We start from the raw sequence: 20,623 nt of genomic DNA on the forward strand, positions 1-20,623 counted from the left end.
CCCTCGTCGCGCATGACCTGCTCGATGGCCGCGCGAGCGTCCGAGAAATCGCCTTGGCGCTCGCTCGTCCTGTAGTCGGTGTTGAGCTTGATGTAGACCGTGTGCACCTCCTGCGTATTGCCGAGGGTATCGACCAGCATAAAGTGGACGACGGACTGCAACCGAGTCGGAGGATTGGGCGGTTCGTCATCCTCAGTCTTCGGCATACCGCTACCGACCACGACGGTACCGAGCAGGCGGTCGCTCCAGAAACGTTTCTCATCTTCCGGTACGGTCGTGATGCCCATCATCGCCGCCGACCACAGCCAAACGGCATCATTGCCCTTGGAGATATCCTCGGCGATTTTAATCGTGTCATCGAAGGAAAACTCCTTGACCACGCGAGCCCCGCGCGGCTTGCGGATGAGATGCACGTTGAGGCCGCACATCTTTGCGGAACCAATGCTACCGCAAGACGGTGCCGCCGATCCATCGTTATCGGAATGACCGCAAGAATAGACGGTATCCGTCCACTTGCCGTCGAGCGGGATGGAACGATAGCACAGGTCATAGTTCTCGGCCAGCTCGCCGGTAAGCCAGATCTTGACCTCAGCGATAGGGGAGCCACAGATCTCCGCGCCATCCCGACCAGTCACCCAGACCGAGGAATCCCAAGCCCTAGCCGCGTAGCAGATCGAACCCGCGAATTGCGACCCCTCGACATGCAAGGCGAGGTTGTAGATGGAATGCCCACCGTGCGGATATCCGATATGGCGGTGTGCGGCGGCCTCGGTCTGCTTGCCCCAAGTAGATACCCAGCAGCCTGCCATGATGACCGCATCATCGTCATCGGGGATATCGACCACATCGCGGGTTACATACCAGCGATATATTGGCTGCGGCGGCAGCTCCTTGCGGTTCGCGACACTATGTATCCATCCGTTGGAAGACAGAGTAGGAGTTTCGTTAGAGTCAGGCATGAACCCGACACAGGTGACGCTATCGCCGATCTTGGCGGTCTTCTTACTGTTTTTCACATAGCCGCCGCATCGCGCCTCGATAAACTTAAACTGGCATTCTTCTGATCCCCCCCATACGCCGGGACACGCGGGACTCGAGATGCGCACGGCACCGCCGTCGCCCGATGTCCCCCAAGTGTCGAGACGCTGGCCGTCAGCATCGGAGGTGATGAAATAGCAGGTATGGTCTGTTTCGTTGCTGGCGGACGGCTCATGGTCGATCCACCAGGAGTTCTCTCGGCCTGATGCCTTTCGAATGTCCCAAATGACGGCACTGCCCGTCTCCATGTTGCCGTTTTTCCAAGACCTGTTCACATCAATATGACCGTTATTGTTGAGCGTCTGGACCAGCTTGGGGCTGATGAGGCTGGCGAGGGCGAACGTGAAGGTTCCCACGCCATCATCGAGATACGGCTTGAAAGCCCACATCTGATTGGCGCCGTCATAGTCGTGATAAAAGCACAGTCCGCGGCCGTTACCCGATTGGGCGAACGGCCGTCCATCGGCGCCATATCCGCCCTGTGTGACATCTACACGGGCATTTGGCAGGACAACCGGCACGAGCTTGAATACGCCGCCATAGAGCGTCACATCGTTTCCGATTTGAATCGCTTCGGTATGAAGGTTCATATCGCCCTTTTTAGGGGCTTCCTGCGTAGAAAAGACATCTTGACTCGGCCTAACGTTGTTATGCCAAACGTTGAAAACCTCACATTTAGCCCAGACATTGCGAGCGCGAGACTCTGCTTCACGGCGAATAAATGTCTCATACCTAGTTCCGGCATCCCAACCACGCCAAAGCCAGCCACCGCTATTCAAATGAGACAGTTCAGGATGTCCATCTGACCCATTATTGGTGAAATTACCTTGAAAGCTACCAATTGGGGTATCACTGGCAATATAGACGGAACCCCTGTTATCATCGCCATCGCTGGAGCCAAGCCAGTAGCCATGCCATTTATTCGATTCGCAATAGGAAGTGAAATAGAAATAGGGGCGAAACACGATATGGTCATATAGCTCGTTGGAGTAATCACACTCGACTGCCATGGCGAAGGCATAGCCCAGACGATCCCTATCATCGTTGTAAATCCTCCACAACGTCCATTGATTTGCATAGCCAAACAACCGATCATTGGAACCTTGGGTACGATCGGGATGAGTTAGAACGCCAGTATCAGTCGCATTGCCGAAGTACCGAGGCCAATCGGGATGATCCAAACCGATGCCTGCTAATGCTTCAGCTGTTTTCGGCGTCAGACCAGAAAGACCCATTCCCGCAACAGTTGCAAAAAGTGCAAAAAGCCCTCGGCGGGAGAAGCTGAAATTCAAAAGTCCTTTTTGATTTTGAGATGCCTTTTTCTGTTCCATGTCGTTAGTCCTTATACACAACGAAGCCGATAAGAAGCAGCGCGATGAGAGCCGAGATGCCGAAGGACAGGTAGTCATTTTGGGGTCGGCACAGATAACACGAGGCAAAGGAAAACAGGATTGCCCCATACGCTGGATTTTTACCAAATCGCCAACAAAAGAAGCTAAGCATGGCAACAAGAATAGGGAGGACAGTTACACGTCCTTCGGTGAATAGCCAGCCAATCGGCTCATGCCAAGAACCGGCAACTGCAATTCCTAAGATACGAGCCTGGATGATTGTCCACACCGCCTGAACCAGCGGAGCCGCCGCTAGACAGCACGCCGCGAACAGGATTCCGCTTCGTCCGATGCCGATACGCTTAAACAGGCTGTTGACGAACTCTTTAAGCGAACTGCGAGACTTCAAGCCATCGCTATCAGTTTTGTAATCATCCATCTAGGCGCTCCAATCACAGATTCCTTGACTCAATAAATGCTAACGGCGCCAATTTCGCCCCGCGCGGACTTGCCGCTGCGGCAACACCTGTGCCTTTCGCAACCTGCCGAAACTGCTAGAATGTGCTCGAAATAAGATTCACTTGGAGGAACTCGTTGGCTTACATCCTCATAGCGGTAATCGTCCTTTTGGCAATCGCCTATATCGTCTACCTAATCCTCGACCTCATGTCGCGCAGAAAGTTTGCCGAGCAATACGGCACATGGGAGCCAGACCTCGACCAGTACTATAGGCAGGAGCTCGAGAGGGAGCAGCAGGCCAAAGACGAGAAAATCTGCGAGATGCTAGAAGACCTGCTCCGAAAGCAGGGGATGATATAGGGGGCAGATCCCTGCAAATCCGCCTACCGGAAGCCTGGCTCCCTCACTAGCCCGACTGCCTCCGATAGCCCCGCCTCTACGCTTTTGGCTTCAAGAAATCCGTCTATTCCAATCTCATCTCGCTCGGTAACTTGATCTAGCCCCATCTCGGGGAAGTCCGCGCAGACCGCATCCTCATCCAATCCGAAAAACTCGATCCCTCGTGCGAACCGTCCCGTATGGTGCCAGGACTTATATTCGAGATAGGTATCGGCGAGCTGTGCCTTGGTCATCGACTCGATCTTAGAATCGTAGGCAAGGTCGAAATCATCGCAGTAATCCTTGATGGCAGAGATGATTGCCTTGCGCGTCCACTTCGACATCGGCATCTCGTTCGGCTCATATGCCGCTCGGGCGCGGACGCTCATGGAGGCACCTACGTACCCCGCCTGCCCGTAGCTCACCGCACTCATGGCTACCACTCCGTATTGTCGTACGAGTTCTGCCAGCTATCGTCGTACGAGTTGGAATATTCGTCCTCGAGACGTTGGTTGTACAGGGCGGCCTCGTCCTTCTTATAGCAGATGAACTCATCGATCTGCGAGGACTCGTTGTTCCACTCGTCCTGCTCCCTGAGCTTTGGGTCGGGTTTCATGCATTCCATATAGCCGAGCGCCGACACGCCCGAGTACGGGCCGCCGCGACCGCTGAACAAATCAACGACGTCCTGCACTTCCTTATCGGAAAGGGAGCATTCCATCCCCTCATACGGATCATAGCCCACGACGACGAAATCGCCGTACAGCACATCGGCTGGATCGCCCGCCACGACGGTCTTGCCAGTGAAAGGGGACTGAAGATCCTCGTCCGCCATCTCCTGGGTGGCCCAGATTGCACGGTTGGCGGGGCAAGCCACCAGCCCTTCAGCATTGACATAGACGCAGACCGCATCTCCCAAAGACTTGTCGGGCAGCTCTTGGGATACATTGACGGCCCGCTCGCCGACAATTCCCTTGAGTGCGGCGCCACAGCTCCCATTCTCATCGACCGGCAGCTCGACTTCGCGGCATTCGGCATTAACGGGAACCAGCACGGCGCGAATCGTATCCATCATCGTTCACCGCCCGCAAGAGCGCCGGCGCCGATAGTCCCGATACCCTCATTGACCATCTCCGCCTCATCGCCCTTCGCTTCAGCGAGGTTATCGAGACACAAATCCCCATCTGGCGCCCCTTGCGAGGCAATCATCTTCTCAGCGGACTCGATGATGGCGTCGATGTCATAGATCTCATGGTCATCGTTGTAGCAGAAGAGCTCCCCGACGCTGAGCTCGGGGTTGTTCACAACGACCTGCGCGAAGCGGTTCATATCGACAATTGGATCGTCCGAACCGAAATCATGCCAGGAATATTCACGGAAGCGCCCGTGAAGTTCATAATCGCACATGACGAGCTCGCCAGCATCGACCCCCTCCATTTCCGCTATGTCCTTGAGGGCGCCTTCGAGCTCGGCGGCATCCATCGGCAGTGTCAGCGGCAGGGAGATATTGAGTCCCAAATCGGCAGCTTCGCGATCCTCGGCATAGACAACGATACGGTCGGCCGCGAAATCGCGGTCACCCTCGAAAGCCGCCTGCTCGAGTTCATTCAAATCGAATTTCATCAAGTCGACCTCATTGGAGTTACGGTCGAAATAACCGCTATGCCCGAGACACACGTCCCCGCCAGCCGCCATCCTAGCACCCAGCGCCTCGGCAGGCACATTGCCGAGCAACTCGCCGATGTTCAAGAGGCTGGCCTTCGAGGCAGGGGAGAGACGATTGTCGTTCACGCACGACTCGAGCTCTTCGCTGGCTTGGTCGAGGAGCGTGAGGCCGTATGCCCGCCACAGGTCGCTGGGCAGCGGAGCCTCGCTATCGACAGCGACCGAATAGCCGCAAAACGGCATATCATCGGCCTGCATGATGACGTTGCCAACCATGAGCGGGTCGACCGGGACATCGAAGTTGTCGCAGTAGTCGCGCACGGCATCATAATCAAGGTCGGGATTGCGCTTGACGCACTCCGCCATGGCGTTGAGCGCTCGCAGGTCCACATGCTCGTCCTCGGCGAAGTGCAACTTGTCGAACTTGCCGGAAGTCCGAATATCCTCGATGGCATAGTCGTGCCTGCCGAAATAAGTCATCTTATCGATGACCTTTTGCAGTTTGTCAGGCGCCATCGGTAGGATAACGCTGTCATGCGGGGCGTAAGCGTAATAGGCCGCATCGCTCGCCGCGACGTCGACCCTGATGTTTGCGATCTTGCTCATCGTCCGCTCTCCTTATGCTCAAACTGCCCATCGCGGTCAGCCGTCCCCTCGACCAAAACCGCCTCGGCCTGCTTCTCATCGCAAAGGTCATCCAACCCGCGCTCGATGCCGTCCTTAATCGGCTCCAGGCGAAGCGTCGAACCGTTGATCTCGATTGGAGTGGCCGCCACGCGGCCGCCCTCGGGCATCTCCGCCTGACCGCTCGCGATGGCGATGCCCTGTGCGCAGGCATTCTCGATGCACATATGTCCGAACTCGTATGCGGACTCGTCAATGTCGATGCGGACGTTAGCCCTTGGAATCTCGAACCCCGCACTGCGCAGGGCGCACCGAATGGCGGCCTTTTCCTCGCATACGCGGGCAAGGCTGTGACCGACGGCCCCGCGTCCTTGAACTCCGGTAAAACTCATACGGGGCATGCTCGGATGCCCATCGATGTTGACGGAAACCTTTCCCTTACCCTCGATATAGAGGCTGCAAGACCCACCGTTCATATCGTTCTCCCTATTTTTCGTTTCCTAGACTGTCAAATTTCGTTTTCGATTCCAACGCGACTGACCTCATCACCGCCAGAGATAAGGTCGGCCTCCTCGCTTTTCGCGGTGCAGATATCATCCAGACCCTGTTCCCCTCGTTTGCCCTCGATATATCCCATCTCGAGTCCCGCGTTGAATGCGATTCCCGCGGCGAGATCGTCCCGTTCGATGCGCTGTTCTGCTTCCGCAAGACTAACGGCCACCTTCTCGAGGGCGGCAGCTTGAACTCCTGGTCGAAATATTCAATATCAGCTCGAGCTTGAGCTGCCGCACCAAGAGCGATAGCAGAACCGAGTATGAACTCAGAAGAAATCTTGCCGCCGCCGTAATCCTCGGCAGTCAATTGAGAATCGAGAACAGCAACATAATTCTCGATTATTTCGCTGCATCCGGAATCGGCATAGCAGTCGATGTTTTCGTATGCGAGTGCATATACCGGGCTACGGGTATCGCCTTTACGTTTATCCAGCTCGTTGTGGGCAATTTTGTTCACGAGCTCCATGTCCAGCTCGCCGAACTCATACAGCTCGGCAATGCTCGGCTTTACCTCTGACATAGCTACTCCATCTCTCTGATTACTTGATGTATCCCAGCGTACTTTTGAGGTCCCGCACACGCCGCAAGGGGGACGAAAGTAGCCTTCGCGCCAAAAGAAAAGGGGAGGGACGGCTATCCGTCCCTCCCCGCATCCAATGGCTATCGGCGATTAGCGCTGGACGTTCTGGGAGCTGCGGTCCTGAGAGCCGCTCTCGCGCTCATTGGCCTCAGCGGTCTTCTGCTCACACAGCTCATCGAGACCGGTCTCCTGCTCCTGGGAGCGGTCGTGGCTCTGGTGCTGCTCGCGGTACTCCGCACGGGCGGCCTCGACGGCATCGGAGAGCTTCTGCGGCTCCACGGACTCATCGTGGCGCTGACCGTCCTGATCGTACTTGAAGAGGCTCACATTGCGATCGGCATTGACGAAGACACCCGTGCCCTTGCCAGCCTCGATATCGGTCTTGTTCCACGGCTTCTGGAACGTGGTGAAGCTGAAGCCGGAGAGGTCCTTGCCATCGACCTTGGTGCCGCTCGGAAGGGTGCACTTGACGGCAGGCCAAGACTCGCCCTTGCCGTTGGAGATGGTGTACGGCTCGCCATTGGCCTTCTCGGCGGTCACCCATTTCGGGGGGAAATCGATACGGACCTTGCCCTTGTTCATGTTGTTCTGCTCGCTCATGGTTCCTCCATCACGCGAATTGATAACTTACTGACTAGCATGAAGCTCGAACTGCCAGAGTCACGGCAAGGGACGAAAGTAGCATCTACCTGGCGTGTGTGCCTGCATCGCACAGACCGTCCCCGTTGTGGCAGGCGTCATTCTCGCCGTATGTTTCAGCAAGCTCATCAAGGCATGTCTCCCTGCCGTGGGAAACGCAGCCTATATCCTTGACGCTCTTCACCTCAGCCTCGATTTGACCCCAAGCCACATCGTTGATGTCGTCATATCCACCCGAGTTCCAAAGGTTCTCGTTGGCGCTATCACGCACCTCGCGAGCCTCATCCATCGTAAGGTTCGGATATTCCTCCTTGATGTCATTGGCGGATATGGCGAGAAACACGTTGTCGATATCCATGCAGAGAACTTCGAATCGCTCCATCAGGTAATCTGCCGCCTCAGGTGAAGCCGCGCCATTGCGCAGAGCGTTGTCCAGCGCGACCTTAAGCTCGTCAAACGAATTGATATTCAGGCCATCGTTCATGTCTAACGCTCCTCCCCGCAGCGCGGCGTCATCGGCACCTCAACATCGCCGTTGGCGATGTCCGCTTCATCGCATTTGGACTCACACAGCTCATCGAGACTGAACTCACTGCCGTCCTGTTCGATTTCGAACTCACCGCCGCGCCCCATATCGACGTCGGCTACTGCCTCGGTAGCGAGTTCTGGGGACTTGAAGTAGTCCTTCCCGAGCTTCGGGATGAAGCAGTCTTTCACGAGGTAATCGGTCGCCTTGCTCGCCCGCGATGCGGCCTTCAGTAGCTCGCCGCCCGGATCCTTGAACTCCTGGGACCAACTCTTGAGGTAGGCGGCCGAGTTCGACATGGCATCAACCTCGTTGGCGGCAAGGGGTTTGTCGTCGTCGACGTTGCGGAGATCGAGACCGATGGCGTTCGCGGTGAACACGCTCGAGAGCTCGGCGATGAGTTCCTCGAAGGCGTACTTCTGTCGATCCTGCTTCAGTCCGCACTGTTCGCGGTTGTTTCTGCTCGGATGGCCCGTGGCGTGCCCCATCTCGTGGAGCAGCGTTCGGCAGAACGATTCGACGTTCGTGAACTGGTTGCGCTGCGGGACGTAAATCTTGTCTGCGCCCGGCAGGTAGAACGCCTCAGCGTTCGGTGTCTCGATTACGGGGCAGGGCGATGCCTTGACGATGCCGTCGGCCACGCGATCGGGCTCGATGGGCTTGAAGCATTCGACGGAGACGAGGTTTTCCGTATTCTCCATCTGCTCGGCGTTGAACACCGTGAACGTGCCGACGCAGCGCGGCTCTTCCTTATACTCGGGATTCGCGAGCGCGATTTTCCATTCTTCCTCGGTCTTGGGCTGTTTGAGTCGGGCCGTCGGATCCGTCTTGCTGACGAGCATGCGCTTCCAACGCTCGATAGGATAGCCATGCGATCCCTTGATGATGTGGCACCCCTTATCCGATGCCATTTTGAACGTGGCGAATCGCGGGTCCCTGAACCCGCCGTCCCTCATGGCGTACATGAGCATAGCGGTATTTCGCGGCCCATAACCCTTGCCGGTCACGCCGTTCATAGGCGGATGGGGGAACGACCACTCCTTGACCCATCGGGAACCCTCACGCTCCATATCCGCCAGAAGCGCATCGAATAGCGCCTGCCGTGCATCCGTCAGCTTCTCAGTCGGGCTCTTACCGGAATATTTGCCATAGGTTTTCTTGGCCATAGATAGCTCCCATTCACGCTCGGACAATCTATCTCGAACATAAACGCCTGCTACCTCTACACCCCACCTGGGGACACAAGTAGCCTGACCAACCTCGCTACGCCGCTACCCGGCTACCGGGCTACACGCCTACAAGGCTTTCCGCCATACACTTGGCAAAACAAACGGGGCGCTCTTAATGGCGCCCCGCAGCAAAGCAGCTTGTTATTATTCTAATCCCTTAGCGCTCATCATTGGACAAGCCACAATGCGCCCTTACCTCATCGATGCTGTAGGTCTCAAGCCTGCCAGCGCGATAGTCCTCAACCTTCTGCGCCATGAGCTCATCGAGCGATTCATCTTCAACCAAGCAGAGCGTCTGCTGGCATGCATCCGATGCCTGCGTGAGGAAGTAGTCGAAAGTTGCGCCCGTGAGTGCATGGAACACCTCGGCGATAGCCGAACGACCAGAAGTGTCCGAGTGCGTATAGACGTCCAACATGTCCATTACCGCATCGGTCGCGTTATCCCCGATCGATTCGAATGCCTCTTCGAATACCGTGTCTGCACCTACTACTTCCTTCGCATCCAGATCCTTAATCTTGTCCATGTATTCCGAAACTTGCTCGACCATCCCATCGCGCCACTCATCGACACTGGTGGTGTTCGTTCCGGCACGGTCACTCTCTATAGACATAGTTTCCTCCTCGATGATTCGCATTTAACGGTCCACGTTGTCCAGATTGACCTCAAGGCTCATCTCGCCATCGTCCGCAACCTCGACCGCCTGCGCCATAAGGTCATCAATCGACTCGCTGCTATCGCACTTGCCTTGGACATCTGGACAGCTAGGAGAGTCATGAGTAAGCGACTCCCTCAACTCGCCATACAGACCGTTTTGGACAACAAGAGCTACTTCGCGCCCGCTGTCGCGAGGGCTCTCGCGCTGGAAGTAGTTCATAACATCCATCATCTCGCCATCAGTGAGAGACCTGTCACAAGCGCGGTCGGGATTGAAACCATTGACGACGATATTTCCGTAAAGCACGGACATGGGCAGGCCTGCGACCACGGGTTTGCCATCGATTGAAGAACGGCAGCCTTCTTTTTCCATGCTCTCGGTTGCGTAGAAGGCACGATTAGGTTGACAGTTAGACTGAGGGACGGAAAGAGACCTATTAGGAGAGATAGTCCTACCATTGACGTATATCGAGACATTGAATGGAAAGACATCCAACGGCACGATTCCCTTGCCCCTATCGCAGGGCATGTTTCCCGTAGCCTCGTTGAAGAAACCTCCAACGTGATTCATAATGTCTTGCCCGCTGTCGATTCCAATGGCAACGGGATCGGAGCCCACAGGCACAAGTACGGCGCGGAATTTCCCAGATGCTATTACCGTGTCCCCAGTTTCGAGCTCGGGGATATCTCCACCGAGAAATTCCTCGATTTCAGCGCGACATGCCTCCGCGTTGCCCGCGTAAGTCAAATCGACGGGCGCATAGCGGGCAAATAGCCGTACGACCGTACTGGGCAACTTATCCCCGAGCATTTGCTCGAATTGCCTGAACCCATCAAGGTCGTTATCTTCGAATAGCTCACCTGCGGATTTCAAGAGCGTCTCCACCGAAACGCCGTTCAACTCAGTTTCAAGGCTGAGCTTTTTCGGTACCTCCATGGTGAGGCTGCGCCAGCCGCCGGCAGAAGCAGAAGGCCACGCCATCGCAACGCGAACCGACTCGCCGCAATCCACCTGATATCCGATACCAGGGTATTGGTCTCCGCAGATAGAGGGGATTTTAGTGATTTGAGAACCCATCCGGCTCATCTCCTAAATCAAGGGGATTCATTTCCTTCCTCGATTCTCAAGCCCCGCCCATTACTCAACTCCGAACGGGACACAAGTAGAACCCGCCCATCTTTCATCAAGATAATTTGCCCATTTCCTTGACATCAGAAAGATGTTTAACGCAGACAACCGCTTATTGCCGTGCAACACCTAGTCCACCTAGCTACACCGCTACAGGGCTACAACCCTACAGGGCTACACGCAACTATCTAGCATCCACCCAGCCAAACAAAAGGGGCGCCCAAAATGGCGCCCCGCGGCACAGCTACTTGTTATTATCCCTCTTAACCCCTAGAACTCATCGTCCGAATCGCTATCCAGATCGACAGGCTCGCTGGAACCAAACCCGAGTATCGTCCAGAAGATGAACCCAGCGATGGCAAGCCCGATCGTGTAGCCGGTCTCCTTTCCGAAAGCATGGGACAGGTCGTTAAGCACGATGATATTCATCACGAGCTGAACCAATGCAAGCACCCAGCTAAGCATATCGACCCAGCAAAACACCCACGAGCAGATAAGCACGATAAGGTACGCCATGAGAAACGTCCTTGTACCGTCGCCGCGATGCACGCGCTCGCACAGCTTGTAGTCGGCATAGACCGGGACAATCGAATACCAACCGGGCATCCCGAGCTTCCCATAGACCTTCCATTTGCCGGCAATGGGCACGAGCCAGATAAACGCCAGCAAGACAACGAGAAGACCGAGCAGGGCCGACTCGATAGCATCGAGCATCTGAAACCCCCTTTCCTACAGGCTGCCCATAGCCAGGATAGCCGACATGGCTGCAGGCGACAGAAGCACGCCGAACAGGGCGGGGAAGATCAGGAAGATGATCGGGATGAGCATCTTGGTGCCGATCTTGTTGATTTCCTCCTCCAGCTTCTGCCTGCGATACGTGCGCACCGTCTGCGCTTGGTTCTCGAGCACCTCGACGAACTCGGCTCCGGTCTGTCGCGCCTGGATAAGCGAGGCCACGAAGATGGTGAGCGGCTGCACGCCGGCATTAGAGGCGAACTGCTTGAGCGCATCGGTGATATCCATGAAGCGGGCGTTGGCCAGTACGTCGCGGAAGCCCTCGGCAAGCGCTCCCTCGGAGTTCTCGGCCACCGTGCGCACGGCATCGTCGAACGTTGAGCCTGCGGCCATCGAGATGGACATGAGGTCAAGGGCATTGGGCAGCTCGCGCTCGATGTTATTGCGCCATTCGCGGCGCTTCTGGAGCAGGTAGAGCTCGGGCAGGATATACCCGACCATGCCGCCCAGACCGCCAGCCGCAACGGTCGCAAGTCCGTTCAGCTTGGTGCCGATAAGCACGCCGACCATGATGCCGACGGCGATGCAGATGATCTTGGAGGCCCAGAACATCAGCGCCGAGATTTTAAGGCCCGAGCGTTTGATTGCATCTCGCTGGCGCTCCTCCTGTTCACGCGACATGGCACCGAAGAGGGCAGACCCCTGGAACGGCTGGCCGAACTTGAAGCGGTCCTGCATCTCCTCGCTGCGCTGCTTGAGCGTCTTCTGATTGAGGTTGCGCACCTCGATGCCGAATTTCTTCTGCACCGCCAGCGTGGTGCTGAGACCCGCCGCGAGCGACCCCGCGCCGATAAGGCCGATAGTTGTTCCGTCTACGATCATATGAAGCACTCCTAGTCGGTCTTGATGTCGAGCATCTTGTTGGCGATGAAATAGCCGAGGATCTCGAGCAGGGCGCAGATGCAAATGACGACCAGTCCCATGGCGCTCGAATAGAACTCGCGGTACATGTCGTTGCCGATATAGAAGACAAGTCCCAGCGCGGGCGGCACGCAGACCATGAGGATGGCCGTGAAGCGAGCCTGCGAGGTGCGGGAACGGACCATCTGGCGCATCTCGCAGCGCTGCTGGATGGTGCTGCCCACCGAGTCGACGATATCCGCCAGCGAGCCGCCGGTACGCATCTGGGCGCGGACAGCCGAGGCGAACAGCTTGAGGTCGGCGGAATTATTTCGCTCGGCCAACTTGTCGAGCGCCTTGTCCACGGGCATGCCGCGGTCCATGTCACGGCGGAGCTGTTCGAACTCGCTCTTGATGGGCTCGTCCATGTTCTCCGCGACGGGGCGGATTGCCTGCGACAGCATCGCGCCGCCGCGAAGGTTTGCCGAGATGAGCGGCATGGTCTGACCCAGAAGCTCCTCGAATCGCTTCTCGCTGTGCTTCTTCTTGGCAGACAGGAAGAACAGCGGCAGGAATGCCCCGAGGGCCGCGAGCAGCATGACGGCGGCCGCGTTCATGCCCATGACGATGCCGAGCAGGGGCGGCACCGCAGTGCAGGCCGCCCAGATGCTCATGAACTCGTTCAAGGAGAACTTCACGCCGCTGCCCTCGATATGCTGGCGTGCGACCTCACGGAGTTCGACGAGGATGCTGGAATGCTTCTTCTTGGAAACCTCTTCGCCCTCATGGTAGACGTTGCGGCGCTCGGAGAGGACGCGCAGCTGCCTGGAGACGAGAAGCGCCATGACGCACAGCGTCAGCACCGCGATGATCAGGACGTACGTGACGCCGTAGAAAAAATAGCTGACCAGAGTTTGGTTCATGGCTACCACAACCCTCCGTTGTCGAACCAGCTGGGCTTAATCTCGACACCGTTGGAGTAGAAGCGCTCCTTATGGTCCTCGGAGACGATGCGCGAGCCGGTGGGGCGGAACTCCCCCTTGATGCGGCCGTTGGAATCGACGCCCGTTTTCTGGAACTTCATGATGGAGCCGACGGTAGGCACATTGCCCTGCATGCCGCAGACCTCGCAGATGTTGTTGACGCGGCGGCTGCCATCGGGGAGGCGCTTGATCTCGACCACGAAGTCCACCGCCTCGGTGATGATCTTCATGATGGCATCGGGGGGCATGTTCGCGCCCGCGCGGCTCATCTGCACGAGGTTTTGCAGGCGGTCGAGGGCGGCACGCGGATTGTTCGCGTGCGTGGTCGTGAGCGAGCCGTCATGGCCCGAGTTCATGGCCTGGAGCATGTCGAACGCTTCCGGTCCTCGGCACTCGCCGACGACGATGCGGTCGGGGCGCTGGCGCAGCGTGTTGATGACCAGCTGCTGGAGCGTGATCTCGCCCTTGCCCTCGTTGTTGGCGGGGCGGGACTGGAGCGACAGGACGTGGCTCTTCGCCAAGTTGAGCTCGGCGGTGTCCTCGACCGTGATGATGCGTTGGCCGTCGGGGATGAAGTTGGAGAGCGCGTTGAGCAGTGTGGTCTTGCCCGAACCGGTGCCGCCCTCGATGACGATGTTCATGCGTGCGAGGACGAGTGCCTGCAGGAAGTCCGCCATGTTTTCGTCCATGGATCCGTTGGCGATAAGCGATTCGGGCGTGAGGGCGTCGTTGCGGAACTTACGGACGTCGAGCGTCCAATGTTTTGCGATACCGAAGGCCACGGCGTTGACGCGGCTGCCGTCGAACGGCGCCCCCGTGCGATGCAGCATGCAGTCGCAAAGCGGGCTCTGGTTGTCGCACCTGCGCCCGTCCGAGGAGACGATTCGTGCGATAGTTCTCTGGACATGCTCCTCATCGAAGAAATGTACGCCCGAGGGCGTGATTTTGCCGCGCCGCTCGACCATGACCTGATCGGGCGAGTTGACCATGATTTCCGACACTTCCGGGTCCCAGAGCAACTCCTCGATGGGGCCGAGCTGGAACAGGTCGTCTACGACGAACTTGGCCGCCTGGCGCTTCACGTCCTCATCCGCGTCCTCGAAGGCCGGCGAGCGGCTGACGTATGCGAGGGCGCGGTCTTGCAGGCGCTCGATGCCGTCGGACACCTCTCCGACGAGGGCCACCTGATTTTGCAGGTCGTTGGCGCATCGCGACATGACCTCGGCGACGGCGTTGTCGTACATCTTATCGAGCATGTTTACTCCTCAGCCGGGGTATCATCTGCGTCCACGACGGGCGCGGTGCCGGAATCGCTATCACTCTGCGCATCGAGGGCATCGGGGTCGGAATCGTCCTTCGGGTTCTCACTGAGCGGCTGGGCGGCGAGGCTGATGGAATCGGCGGTGCCGATTTCAGAGAGTTGCTCGGGCGTCAGCTCAAGGGTGACGGTCGAGTAGCCGGCGCTCTGAGAGGAGCCGTCGGAACTCTGGAGCGTGGCGTCGGTTGCGAGGACCTTGACGTTCTGGTAGGCGACGGTCTGCTGCGTGGAGCCGTTGCCGGACTTGAAGGTCGCGGTCACGGTGACATAGTCGCCCGGCTTGAGCAGCGGCGACATGCTGGCGGCGGCATCCAGCGAGAAGGTTCGCGCGACATGGCCGGAAGCGAGCGCGAGCGAGATGGACGACGGATTGGACGAACCCTGCACGGTGCCCATGGAAATCGGCACGCCGGCCGACAAGTCGCCGACGGGAGCCTTGCCGATAAGATCGGACTTGCTCGACCCATCGGCCGCATCGGCAGGCACGTAGCGCTTGGGCACTTGCGCCTCCTCGAGCATGTCGGCGGTGATGGGGGTTCCCGCCTTGATGGTCTCCTTGGGAACGACGATTTCGATCATGTCCGCCTGGCTTTTTGCGACCGTATCCTGGGCTACGGTGAACTCCACGGCCGCAAATGCCAGCGAGCCGACCGCGACCGCAGCGCACGCACCGCAGAGCCAAGAGAGCTGGCGGCGGCGTTTCTCGGGCGTCACGATTTTTGCCGCAGGGTCCTTCTCCCTCTTGCGACCGAACGCGGGAAATCCCTTTTTCTTGACCTCCTCGCCCTCCATAGGCTCAATGGGATCCTTATCCTTCTTGTTGAACATGGTGTTCCTTTCCGGCGGCGCGAGCGCCTGTATCATCGCTTATGGCTCCGGCACTCACGAGAGTTCCGCGAGTCCCTTGTTAATTGCATCGTTCAGCGCATCGGAGATATCCGAGGCCATGCTGAGCGTCGTATAGGTTTCCTGACCCACCGACTTGTCTGCGGACTTGACCAGCCTGCAGCCATGGCCGGCGGAGTTCTGCCGCCAAACCTCGGTAGATGAATACGGGTTGATGGTGAACGTGATGGTGTTCTTGACGGGGACCGAGGCGAACCCGAACGTCTGGGCGAAAACGCACCTGTACGTGCCGGTAACCGAGACCTCGACTCCGATAAGCCTGTTCATGCTGCCGGTCTTGGTTTCTGGTACCTCCCACGAGGTCACGGAGACCTCTGAGCTGCTGAGGTCGCGAAGGTTCTCCGTCAGGGATGAATAGATGATCTCGTCGAGGGCGCGGGTCGAATCCGTGGCATTGAACTTGATTTCGTTGCTGCGCGAAAGGGCTGATTCCTTGGCGATTTCAATCGCATCGTTTTGCCGCTGCGATTTCCACCAAGCGCCCGACGCATCGATCGCCAACCCCAGCACCATTACGAGGACGGCGGCGACTAGGACGAACATCACGAGCGCCTGCCCGCGTGTGCTTTCCTTGCCGAATCGTTCCATCTATGCCACCTCCCAACGGCGCTCGACGGTGAAGCTCTGCCTGACGGATCTCCGGTAGGGGATACCGCCGGCACCCGCAAATCCGATACCTCGACCCAGGTGGACGGTGATATCGGCGCTGATGTCGAGATAGCTGGCGGTCGTCGTCTTCAGCTCGCTTCCGAGCTGAACTGCAGTGCTGTTGCCGAGGTCGGTGCTGCCTTTGTCCTCGAGATGGATCTCGGCGGAGTTGACCTCGATATCGTCCTCGGAAAGCCCCGAGGCGGCCGCGACGCAGCTCTTCACGACCCGCTTGGCATCCATAGACTCCCAACCGCTGGGGAGCTCGTCTGCCATATGCGATACCTGGTAGTCGAACGAGGACTTCTGGAAGGTGATGAAGCCGAAGCACAGCACGGCCATCATCAAAAGGATGAGCCAGATGCCCGCAAAGGCGAACTCTACGGTCGTCTGGCCGCGAAGCTGATGGAATCTCATCGCAGCACACCTTCTTCCGAGGAGCTGCCCACCACGGTTGCCGTGGCGGTGGCGGTATTCCCCTCGCCGAAAAGCGAGGGCAGAAAGGTCTTAATGGTCTTCTTACAGGTGAACGCCTTGCTTTTCGTAACGGTCTTCACGTCCGCAGTCTTCCAGCCGCTGGATTGCTTGACGCGCATCGTATAGTTACTCTCCGCAGTGCCGGCGTCCTCCGTGCTGAAGGAGAACTCGATGCCTTCGGTTCCCTTGACGCAAGCGAGTACATGGGCCTTGACATCGGCATCGGATGCATCGGGCCGCTTCGTGTAGAACGTGGCCGCCTCGGTGGCGGCCGTACGCACGCACATGGCGCTGCGGTAGTAGGCCGACCCGTCGAGCAGTGCGAACAGCATGACGATGAGCAACGGGGCGCACAGGACGAACTCCACGAGGGACTGCCCTTTAAATCGATGGCTATTTGAATATCGTTTCATGGCATCACGCAGCTAATACGAAGGCGAGGGCGGGAAGAAAGGCGAGGGGAGCGAAGGGCAAAGCCGTGTCCGATTTCCTGATCTTGAGGACGGCAAGCGTGGCGCTACATTCGGCGAGCAGGGTAAGGCACCCAGCCAAAAGCGCAGAAGAGCTATACGTCGCCGAAGCTCCAACGGCTCCGAGCAACAGGACATCGCCCAAGCCGAAAGCCTCTTTTCCGCAAACCAATTTCGCACCGCCGGCGGCGAGGTACAGCACCGCGCTAAGGCAAAGCCCTTGGGCGATCCTTTGCGGGATATCCGCACCGCCGCCCATGAGAAGTCCGAAGAGGGCGAGGAAGCCGATGGAGTAGAGGTCGATACGGCGGTACCTGAAATCATTGACGCAGATACTGATGAACGTGGCGATCCAAAAGCCGAAGGCGGGCTCTGTCAAGGCGCTGGCGATGGCACCGGCGGCGACGCCGCCGACAAGGCCGACTCCCAGCAGCCAATCCGAGCAGCCCGTATCGAATCGGCCGTCTTCGCGGCCGCCCCAGAACTTATAGGACTTCTCGATACCTACGAGGTCTTCATCGCTGAAATCGCAGGCGGAGCGGGCGGCGCGGGCGACAGAAGGGCTGACGAGCCCCTTGAACGCCCCGTCGCGGATCTCCTCGACCCACTCGGCGTCCGTCTCAAGACCGTTCTCGATGGCATGGATCTGTGCGGTATCGACTTCCTCGGCATCACGCTTCTTCGCCGCGAGCGAGAAGATGGCTCCGGCAAGGATGAACACCGCGCCGATACCTCCTATTACTCCATTGATTGCGGTCATAGGGTCTCCTGTCGGTCTCTGTCTAAAAAGAAAAGGCACCGGCCGTCTTTGGGAAACGGATGGTGCCGAATAACACAAGCAGCTCAGCCACTAGGCACCGAAACCGGTACCGGTACCGGTGTTCAAGGTCTCGGAAATCTTGGTGAACTGATTGCGGATGGCGCCTGCGACGGCGGGGCCGGCGAAGACGACGACGAGCGAGATGACGGCGATGATCAGGACGTACTCGATGAGGCCCTGACCGGACAGCTCGCCGGCACGGGCGGCGCGGAAGTCACGCACGAGCTTGTTCTTGAGCTGGTTCTTGGCGACCACGGCGCGGGCGCAGGCGGAGTTGACGAAATCCATTGGAGTGTTCCTCTCTAGCGGAAATACACAGAGCAAATCTGCCTGACGGGCTTGACGGTCTGTCTCACCCATCAGGCAGAAACGAAGTCTTGGCGACTAGGCACCGAAACCGGAGGTGGTACCGGTGGTCAGGGTGGTGGCAATCTTGTTGAACTGATTGCGGATGGCACCTGCTACGGCGGGGCCGGCGAAGACGACGACGAGCGAGATGACGGCGATGATCAGGACGTACTCGATGAGGCCCTGACCGGACAGCTCGCCGGCACGGGCGGCGCGGAAGTCACGCACGAGCTTGTTCTTGAGCTGGTTCTTGGCGACCACGGCGTGGGCGCAGGCGGAGTTGACGAATTCCATTGGATGAATCCTCTCAGTTGAGAACGATAGAAGGCGAGGGGCGCGCTCCCTCGGCGAACATAATCGGACTCCGTCAAGTGAGAAATTATGTCGTGCCGCTGCGGCAATCACATTCCTTCATAACTTGGTGGTTTTTAGAGAACCGCCAGAAAGGGGAGCCAATAAAAAACGGTCGACTGTATCGGCCGACCGTTAAAACACTGTTATTGGAATCATCTCGCGCTATTCTGGCTTAATGCCTTTCCCCTTGTCGCGCGACTCGAGAAATGCCTTCATGAGCGACTTGGCGCTTGCCAAATCCGAGCAGATGCCGACGAGCGGGCAATCGTTCGGCTCTCGCTTGATGGAGATATATGGCAGGCCTTCCTTATTGACCAGCACGAAATACTTCTTCACGAAATCGCTTCCTATTTATAGAGGTTGATGCCATCAGGTTCGAGGTCGCGCTCATCATTCGAACGAGACGCATCGACCTTGTTCCCTTGCTTTGCCTGGACTGAACCCGCAAATTCCTTACGCGGGCGATGTGCAGGTGGCCTGAACTCGTCAAGCGAGACGTCGAGCACCGTGGCGATCCTCTCGATATTCTCGAAGGAGGTCATTCTGCGACCCGTCAGTAGGCGAGTGATAATGTTCTTGGATACTCCAGAGGCCTCCGAGAGCGAACTCTGGTTCAGACCCTTTTTTCGCATGATTCGCCAGATGCGGACACCGAGTTCCTTGTCCCCGGATTCGATGTCACGTCCTGCGATTTGTTCCCTGCGGGTTACGTCCTTGTAAGTATTCATAAGTAGCCGCCCGTTGAGTTGAGATTTTGTACAAGCCAAAACTTAACCCAGCCGACCGTAAAACTTAAGTAGGGTCATTCTGACCCCCGTTCAATATGATTCCGCCCGTCCCGAAGATAGCATCAGAGCAGAATCAACATACCGTACGATTAGAAACAGATTTGTAGCGGCAGACCCCACCTACAGCGTCCAGTCGAACCCGTTCTTGCCGATCGTCTGGCGCATGTTACCGATTTGCATCTCGGTATGGGTGCCGTTCCCATCGATGACGGTGTTCATGCCTCCAAACCCCGGGATGACCGTCTTGACGTCTCCCGTGGTAAGGTCGATCCTCTGGTGGCCGAATTGCCGTTCGAGATGCAGTTTGCCGTCCGAGCCGATTACCGTTTGATACATAATCCGATTCTCCTATTCAACGTACTTGTTTCCCTTGCCGCAGTTGCAGTCCTCGCAAAGGGTCTGGAGGTTGTCCATAACCGACTTACCGCCGCGCGAGACGGGGACGATATGGTCGACGTGCAACTTGACCCCGTCGGCGCTACCGCGTCCGCACCTTACACACTTGAACCCGTCGCGGCGCAGGACGTCATATCGTATGGCTCGGGTAACCTTCGCATGCTCGGCATCGTTCGCCATGCGGCGGTCTTGGTACTCCTGTCGCCGCTTCTCCCGCTTTTTCTCACGCTCACGCTCCCGCTGGGCCTTCTTATGCTCGCGCCAGAACATATCGAACACGGTCTCTATGCCAAACAGGACAATAGCAAGCGTAAAGAACGGCATCATGGCATCGATGACTTGATCCATACCTACCCCTTCAGTATGTTGATGATCTTCTATGCCAAACATACCGAACCCCAATGCCTGCCAATAACGTACTGCCGCTGCGGCAACGGCGGGGGGATGTCGAAAAGAAAAGCTCACGCGGGATTGCGCAGGCTTTTCAATAGATGCAGATGGATTTAGAAGGAGAAAGCGGGACAGACGCAATACGAGCCCGCCGCAACGCGGCCGGCCGACGGATCGCCGTCGGCACTGACAAGGAGGAAGGCGTAGGAGCGGTACGGACTCACCGATCGCTCCCACCAAAGGCTGCCAATGCCAAGACAAGAGTTGCCCGAATAGTTGTT

General features: G+C 57.7%; 28 protein-coding genes. 1 reads left to right on the forward strand and 27 read right to left on the reverse strand.

The genetic code is table 11. The features are described from left to right. Together DWX39_RS09595 and DWX39_RS09600 are read right to left on the reverse strand one after the other, a co-directional pair. The coding region (locus DWX39_RS09595) for a hypothetical protein (protein WP_147336394.1) at positions 1-2,369 on the reverse strand (2,369 nt) is incomplete at its 3' end. Between the two features lie 4 nt (positions 2,370-2,373). Further along, the gene (locus DWX39_RS09600) at positions 2,374-2,808 is read right to left on the reverse strand and encodes a hypothetical protein (protein ID WP_117759634.1); all 435 of its coding nucleotides are present in this window, start codon (positions 2,806-2,808) and stop codon (positions 2,374-2,376) included. A 155-nt stretch (positions 2,809-2,963) separates the two neighbouring features. Between DWX39_RS09600 and DWX39_RS09605 the strand changes: the two genes are divergently transcribed. After that, positions 2,964-3,188, forward strand: coding sequence for a hypothetical protein (locus DWX39_RS09605; protein WP_117759636.1), 225 nt, complete (start codon positions 2,964-2,966; stop codon positions 3,186-3,188). A 23-nt stretch (positions 3,189-3,211) separates the two neighbouring features. Here the strand turns inward: DWX39_RS09605 and DWX39_RS09610 are convergent, their stop codons facing one another. The 25 genes from DWX39_RS09610 to DWX39_RS09725 form a co-directional block, all read right to left on the reverse strand. Beyond that, positions 3,212-3,640: a hypothetical protein gene (locus DWX39_RS09610; RefSeq protein ID WP_117759638.1), complete on the reverse strand. Its 429-nt coding sequence runs from the start codon at positions 3,638-3,640 to the stop codon at positions 3,212-3,214. 2 nt (positions 3,641-3,642) lie between these two features. Beyond that, positions 3,643-4,278 carry a DUF3846 domain-containing protein gene (locus DWX39_RS09615; RefSeq protein ID WP_158561649.1) on the reverse strand — a complete coding sequence of 212 codons (636 nt, stop codon included), beginning with the start codon at positions 4,276-4,278 and terminating at the stop codon, positions 3,643-3,645. Next, entirely contained in the window at positions 4,278-5,477 is a 1,200-nt protein-coding gene (locus tag DWX39_RS09620) for a hypothetical protein (RefSeq protein WP_117759642.1), read from the reverse strand. The genes DWX39_RS09615 and DWX39_RS09620 overlap by 1 nt, the downstream gene beginning before the upstream one ends. Next, positions 5,474-5,971: a hypothetical protein gene (locus tag DWX39_RS09625; RefSeq protein WP_117759644.1), complete on the reverse strand. Its 498-nt coding sequence runs from the start codon at positions 5,969-5,971 to the stop codon at positions 5,474-5,476. Before DWX39_RS09625 ends, DWX39_RS09620 begins: the two co-directional genes overlap by 4 nt. 10 nt (positions 5,972-5,981) lie before the next feature. Next, on the reverse strand, positions 5,982-6,569 hold the full coding sequence (locus tag DWX39_RS09630; RefSeq protein WP_117759645.1) for a hypothetical protein: 588 nt from the start codon (positions 6,567-6,569) through the stop codon (positions 5,982-5,984). A gap of 150 nt (positions 6,570-6,719) precedes the next feature. Next, complete coding sequence (locus DWX39_RS09635; RefSeq protein ID WP_117759647.1) at positions 6,720-7,229, reverse strand: hypothetical protein; 510 nt, start codon at positions 7,227-7,229, stop codon at positions 6,720-6,722. 85 nt (positions 7,230-7,314) lie between these two features. Continuing rightward, positions 7,315-7,752 carry a hypothetical protein gene (locus DWX39_RS09640; protein ID WP_117759649.1) on the reverse strand — a complete coding sequence of 146 codons (438 nt, stop codon included), beginning with the start codon at positions 7,750-7,752 and terminating at the stop codon, positions 7,315-7,317. Positions 7,753-7,754: 2 nt separating this feature from the next. Next, complete coding sequence (locus DWX39_RS09645) at positions 7,755-8,960, reverse strand: ArdC family protein (protein WP_117759651.1); 1,206 nt, start codon at positions 8,958-8,960, stop codon at positions 7,755-7,757. Between the two features lie 220 nt (positions 8,961-9,180). Further along, positions 9,181-9,636 carry a hypothetical protein gene (locus DWX39_RS09650; RefSeq protein WP_147336396.1) on the reverse strand — a complete coding sequence of 152 codons (456 nt, stop codon included), beginning with the start codon at positions 9,634-9,636 and terminating at the stop codon, positions 9,181-9,183. A gap of 24 nt (positions 9,637-9,660) precedes the next feature. Beyond that, the gene (locus tag DWX39_RS09655) at positions 9,661-10,758 is read right to left on the reverse strand and encodes a hypothetical protein (protein ID WP_117759655.1); all 1,098 of its coding nucleotides are present in this window, start codon (positions 10,756-10,758) and stop codon (positions 9,661-9,663) included. 321 nt (positions 10,759-11,079) lie between these two features. Then, positions 11,080-11,523 carry a DUF5684 domain-containing protein gene (locus tag DWX39_RS09660; protein WP_117759657.1) on the reverse strand — a complete coding sequence of 148 codons (444 nt, stop codon included), beginning with the start codon at positions 11,521-11,523 and terminating at the stop codon, positions 11,080-11,082. A gap of 15 nt (positions 11,524-11,538) precedes the next feature. After that, complete coding sequence (locus DWX39_RS09665) at positions 11,539-12,426, reverse strand: type II secretion system F family protein (protein WP_117759659.1); 888 nt, start codon at positions 12,424-12,426, stop codon at positions 11,539-11,541. A gap of 11 nt (positions 12,427-12,437) precedes the next feature. Continuing rightward, positions 12,438-13,367, reverse strand: a complete 930-nt coding sequence (locus DWX39_RS09670) for a type II secretion system F family protein (RefSeq protein WP_117759660.1) — start codon at positions 13,365-13,367, stop codon at positions 12,438-12,440. Positions 13,368-13,369: 2 nt separating this feature from the next. Continuing rightward, entirely contained in the window at positions 13,370-14,683 is a 1,314-nt protein-coding gene (locus DWX39_RS09675) for a CpaF family protein (protein WP_117759662.1), read from the reverse strand. A gap of 2 nt (positions 14,684-14,685) precedes the next feature. Next, positions 14,686-15,573: a Flp pilus assembly protein CpaB gene (gene cpaB / locus DWX39_RS09680; protein WP_158561650.1), complete on the reverse strand. Its 888-nt coding sequence runs from the start codon at positions 15,571-15,573 to the stop codon at positions 14,686-14,688. A gap of 54 nt (positions 15,574-15,627) precedes the next feature. Then, the gene (locus tag DWX39_RS09685; RefSeq protein ID WP_117759666.1) at positions 15,628-16,239 is read right to left on the reverse strand and encodes a hypothetical protein; all 612 of its coding nucleotides are present in this window, start codon (positions 16,237-16,239) and stop codon (positions 15,628-15,630) included. Continuing rightward, on the reverse strand, positions 16,240-16,716 hold the full coding sequence (locus DWX39_RS09690; protein WP_117759668.1) for a TadE family protein: 477 nt from the start codon (positions 16,714-16,716) through the stop codon (positions 16,240-16,242). After that, positions 16,713-17,144, reverse strand: a complete 432-nt coding sequence (locus DWX39_RS09695) for a TadE family protein (protein ID WP_158561651.1) — start codon at positions 17,142-17,144, stop codon at positions 16,713-16,715. Before DWX39_RS09695 ends, DWX39_RS09690 begins: the two co-directional genes overlap by 4 nt. A 49-nt stretch (positions 17,145-17,193) precedes the next feature. After that, the gene (locus DWX39_RS09700) at positions 17,194-18,006 is read right to left on the reverse strand and encodes a prepilin peptidase (protein WP_117759672.1); all 813 of its coding nucleotides are present in this window, start codon (positions 18,004-18,006) and stop codon (positions 17,194-17,196) included. A gap of 90 nt (positions 18,007-18,096) precedes the next feature. After that, positions 18,097-18,354, reverse strand: a complete 258-nt coding sequence (locus DWX39_RS09705; RefSeq protein ID WP_199411490.1) for a Flp family type IVb pilin — start codon at positions 18,352-18,354, stop codon at positions 18,097-18,099. A gap of 96 nt (positions 18,355-18,450) precedes the next feature. Continuing rightward, positions 18,451-18,708 (reverse strand): Flp family type IVb pilin, encoded by a 258-nt coding sequence (locus DWX39_RS09710; RefSeq protein ID WP_199411491.1) that lies wholly within the window; start codon positions 18,706-18,708, stop codon positions 18,451-18,453. 222 nt (positions 18,709-18,930) lie between these two features. Beyond that, positions 18,931-19,104 carry a hypothetical protein gene (locus DWX39_RS11045; RefSeq protein WP_158557012.1) on the reverse strand — a complete coding sequence of 58 codons (174 nt, stop codon included), beginning with the start codon at positions 19,102-19,104 and terminating at the stop codon, positions 18,931-18,933. 11 nt (positions 19,105-19,115) lie between these two features. Then, positions 19,116-19,496, reverse strand: a complete 381-nt coding sequence (locus DWX39_RS09715; protein WP_117759674.1) for a helix-turn-helix domain-containing protein — start codon at positions 19,494-19,496, stop codon at positions 19,116-19,118. 180 nt (positions 19,497-19,676) lie between these two features. Further along, on the reverse strand, positions 19,677-19,892 hold the full coding sequence (locus DWX39_RS09720; protein WP_117759675.1) for a hypothetical protein: 216 nt from the start codon (positions 19,890-19,892) through the stop codon (positions 19,677-19,679). Positions 19,893-19,904: 12 nt separating this feature from the next. Beyond that, complete coding sequence (locus DWX39_RS09725) at positions 19,905-20,300, reverse strand: HNH endonuclease (RefSeq protein ID WP_117759677.1); 396 nt, start codon at positions 20,298-20,300, stop codon at positions 19,905-19,907. Positions 20,301-20,623 lie beyond the last annotated feature (323 nt).

Source organism: Collinsella sp. AF19-1LB (genome assembly GCF_003459655.1).
GTDB lineage: Bacteria > Actinomycetota > Coriobacteriia > Coriobacteriales > Coriobacteriaceae > Collinsella.

Coding starts and splice junctions, on each gene's coding strand:
- DWX39_RS09720 (WP_117759675.1), bottom strand. CDS start 19,892: ATGTATCAAACGGTAATCGGCTCGGACGGCAAACTGCATCTCGAACGG.
- DWX39_RS09685 (WP_117759666.1), bottom strand. CDS start 16,239: ATGGAACGATTCGGCAAGGAAAGCACACGCGGGCAGGCGCTCGTGATG.
- DWX39_RS09690 (WP_117759668.1), bottom strand. CDS start 16,716: ATGAGATTCCATCAGCTTCGCGGCCAGACGACCGTAGAGTTCGCCTTT.
- DWX39_RS09665 (WP_117759659.1), bottom strand. CDS start 12,426: ATGATCGTAGACGGAACAACTATCGGCCTTATCGGCGCGGGGTCGCTC.
- DWX39_RS09670 (WP_117759660.1), bottom strand. CDS start 13,367: ATGAACCAAACTCTGGTCAGCTATTTTTTCTACGGCGTCACGTACGTC.
- DWX39_RS09700 (WP_117759672.1), bottom strand. CDS start 18,006: ATGACCGCAATCAATGGAGTAATAGGAGGTATCGGCGCGGTGTTCATC.
- cpaB (WP_158561650.1), bottom strand. CDS start 15,573: ATGTTCAACAAGAAGGATAAGGATCCCATTGAGCCTATGGAGGGCGAG.
- DWX39_RS09650 (WP_147336396.1), bottom strand. CDS start 9,636: ATGTCTATAGAGAGTGACCGTGCCGGAACGAACACCACCAGTGTCGAT.
- DWX39_RS09635 (WP_117759647.1), bottom strand. CDS start 7,229: ATGAGCGAGCAGAACAACATGAACAAGGGCAAGGTCCGTATCGATTTC.
- DWX39_RS09600 (WP_117759634.1), bottom strand. CDS start 2,808: ATGGATGATTACAAAACTGATAGCGATGGCTTGAAGTCTCGCAGTTCG.
- DWX39_RS09655 (WP_117759655.1), bottom strand. CDS start 10,758: ATGGGTTCTCAAATCACTAAAATCCCCTCTATCTGCGGAGACCAATAC.
- DWX39_RS09725 (WP_117759677.1), bottom strand. CDS start 20,300: ATGGATCAAGTCATCGATGCCATGATGCCGTTCTTTACGCTTGCTATT.
- DWX39_RS09645 (WP_117759651.1), bottom strand. CDS start 8,960: ATGGCCAAGAAAACCTATGGCAAATATTCCGGTAAGAGCCCGACTGAG.
- DWX39_RS09640 (WP_117759649.1), bottom strand. CDS start 7,752: ATGAACGATGGCCTGAATATCAATTCGTTTGACGAGCTTAAGGTCGCG.
- DWX39_RS09615 (WP_158561649.1), bottom strand. CDS start 4,278: ATGGATACGATTCGCGCCGTGCTGGTTCCCGTTAATGCCGAATGCCGC.
- DWX39_RS09660 (WP_117759657.1), bottom strand. CDS start 11,523: ATGCTCGATGCTATCGAGTCGGCCCTGCTCGGTCTTCTCGTTGTCTTG.
- DWX39_RS09610 (WP_117759638.1), bottom strand. CDS start 3,640: ATGAGTGCGGTGAGCTACGGGCAGGCGGGGTACGTAGGTGCCTCCATG.
- DWX39_RS09705 (WP_199411490.1), bottom strand. CDS start 18,354: ATGGATTTCGTCAACTCCGCCTGCGCCCGCGCCGTGGTCGCCAAGAAC.
- DWX39_RS09675 (WP_117759662.1), bottom strand. CDS start 14,683: ATGCTCGATAAGATGTACGACAACGCCGTCGCCGAGGTCATGTCGCGA.
- DWX39_RS09715 (WP_117759674.1), bottom strand. CDS start 19,496: ATGAATACTTACAAGGACGTAACCCGCAGGGAACAAATCGCAGGACGT.
- DWX39_RS09630 (WP_117759645.1), bottom strand. CDS start 6,569: ATGTCAGAGGTAAAGCCGAGCATTGCCGAGCTGTATGAGTTCGGCGAG.
- DWX39_RS09620 (WP_117759642.1), bottom strand. CDS start 5,477: ATGAGCAAGATCGCAAACATCAGGGTCGACGTCGCGGCGAGCGATGCG.
- DWX39_RS09625 (WP_117759644.1), bottom strand. CDS start 5,971: ATGAACGGTGGGTCTTGCAGCCTCTATATCGAGGGTAAGGGAAAGGTT.
- DWX39_RS09710 (WP_199411491.1), bottom strand. CDS start 18,708: ATGGAATTCGTCAACTCCGCCTGCGCCCACGCCGTGGTCGCCAAGAAC.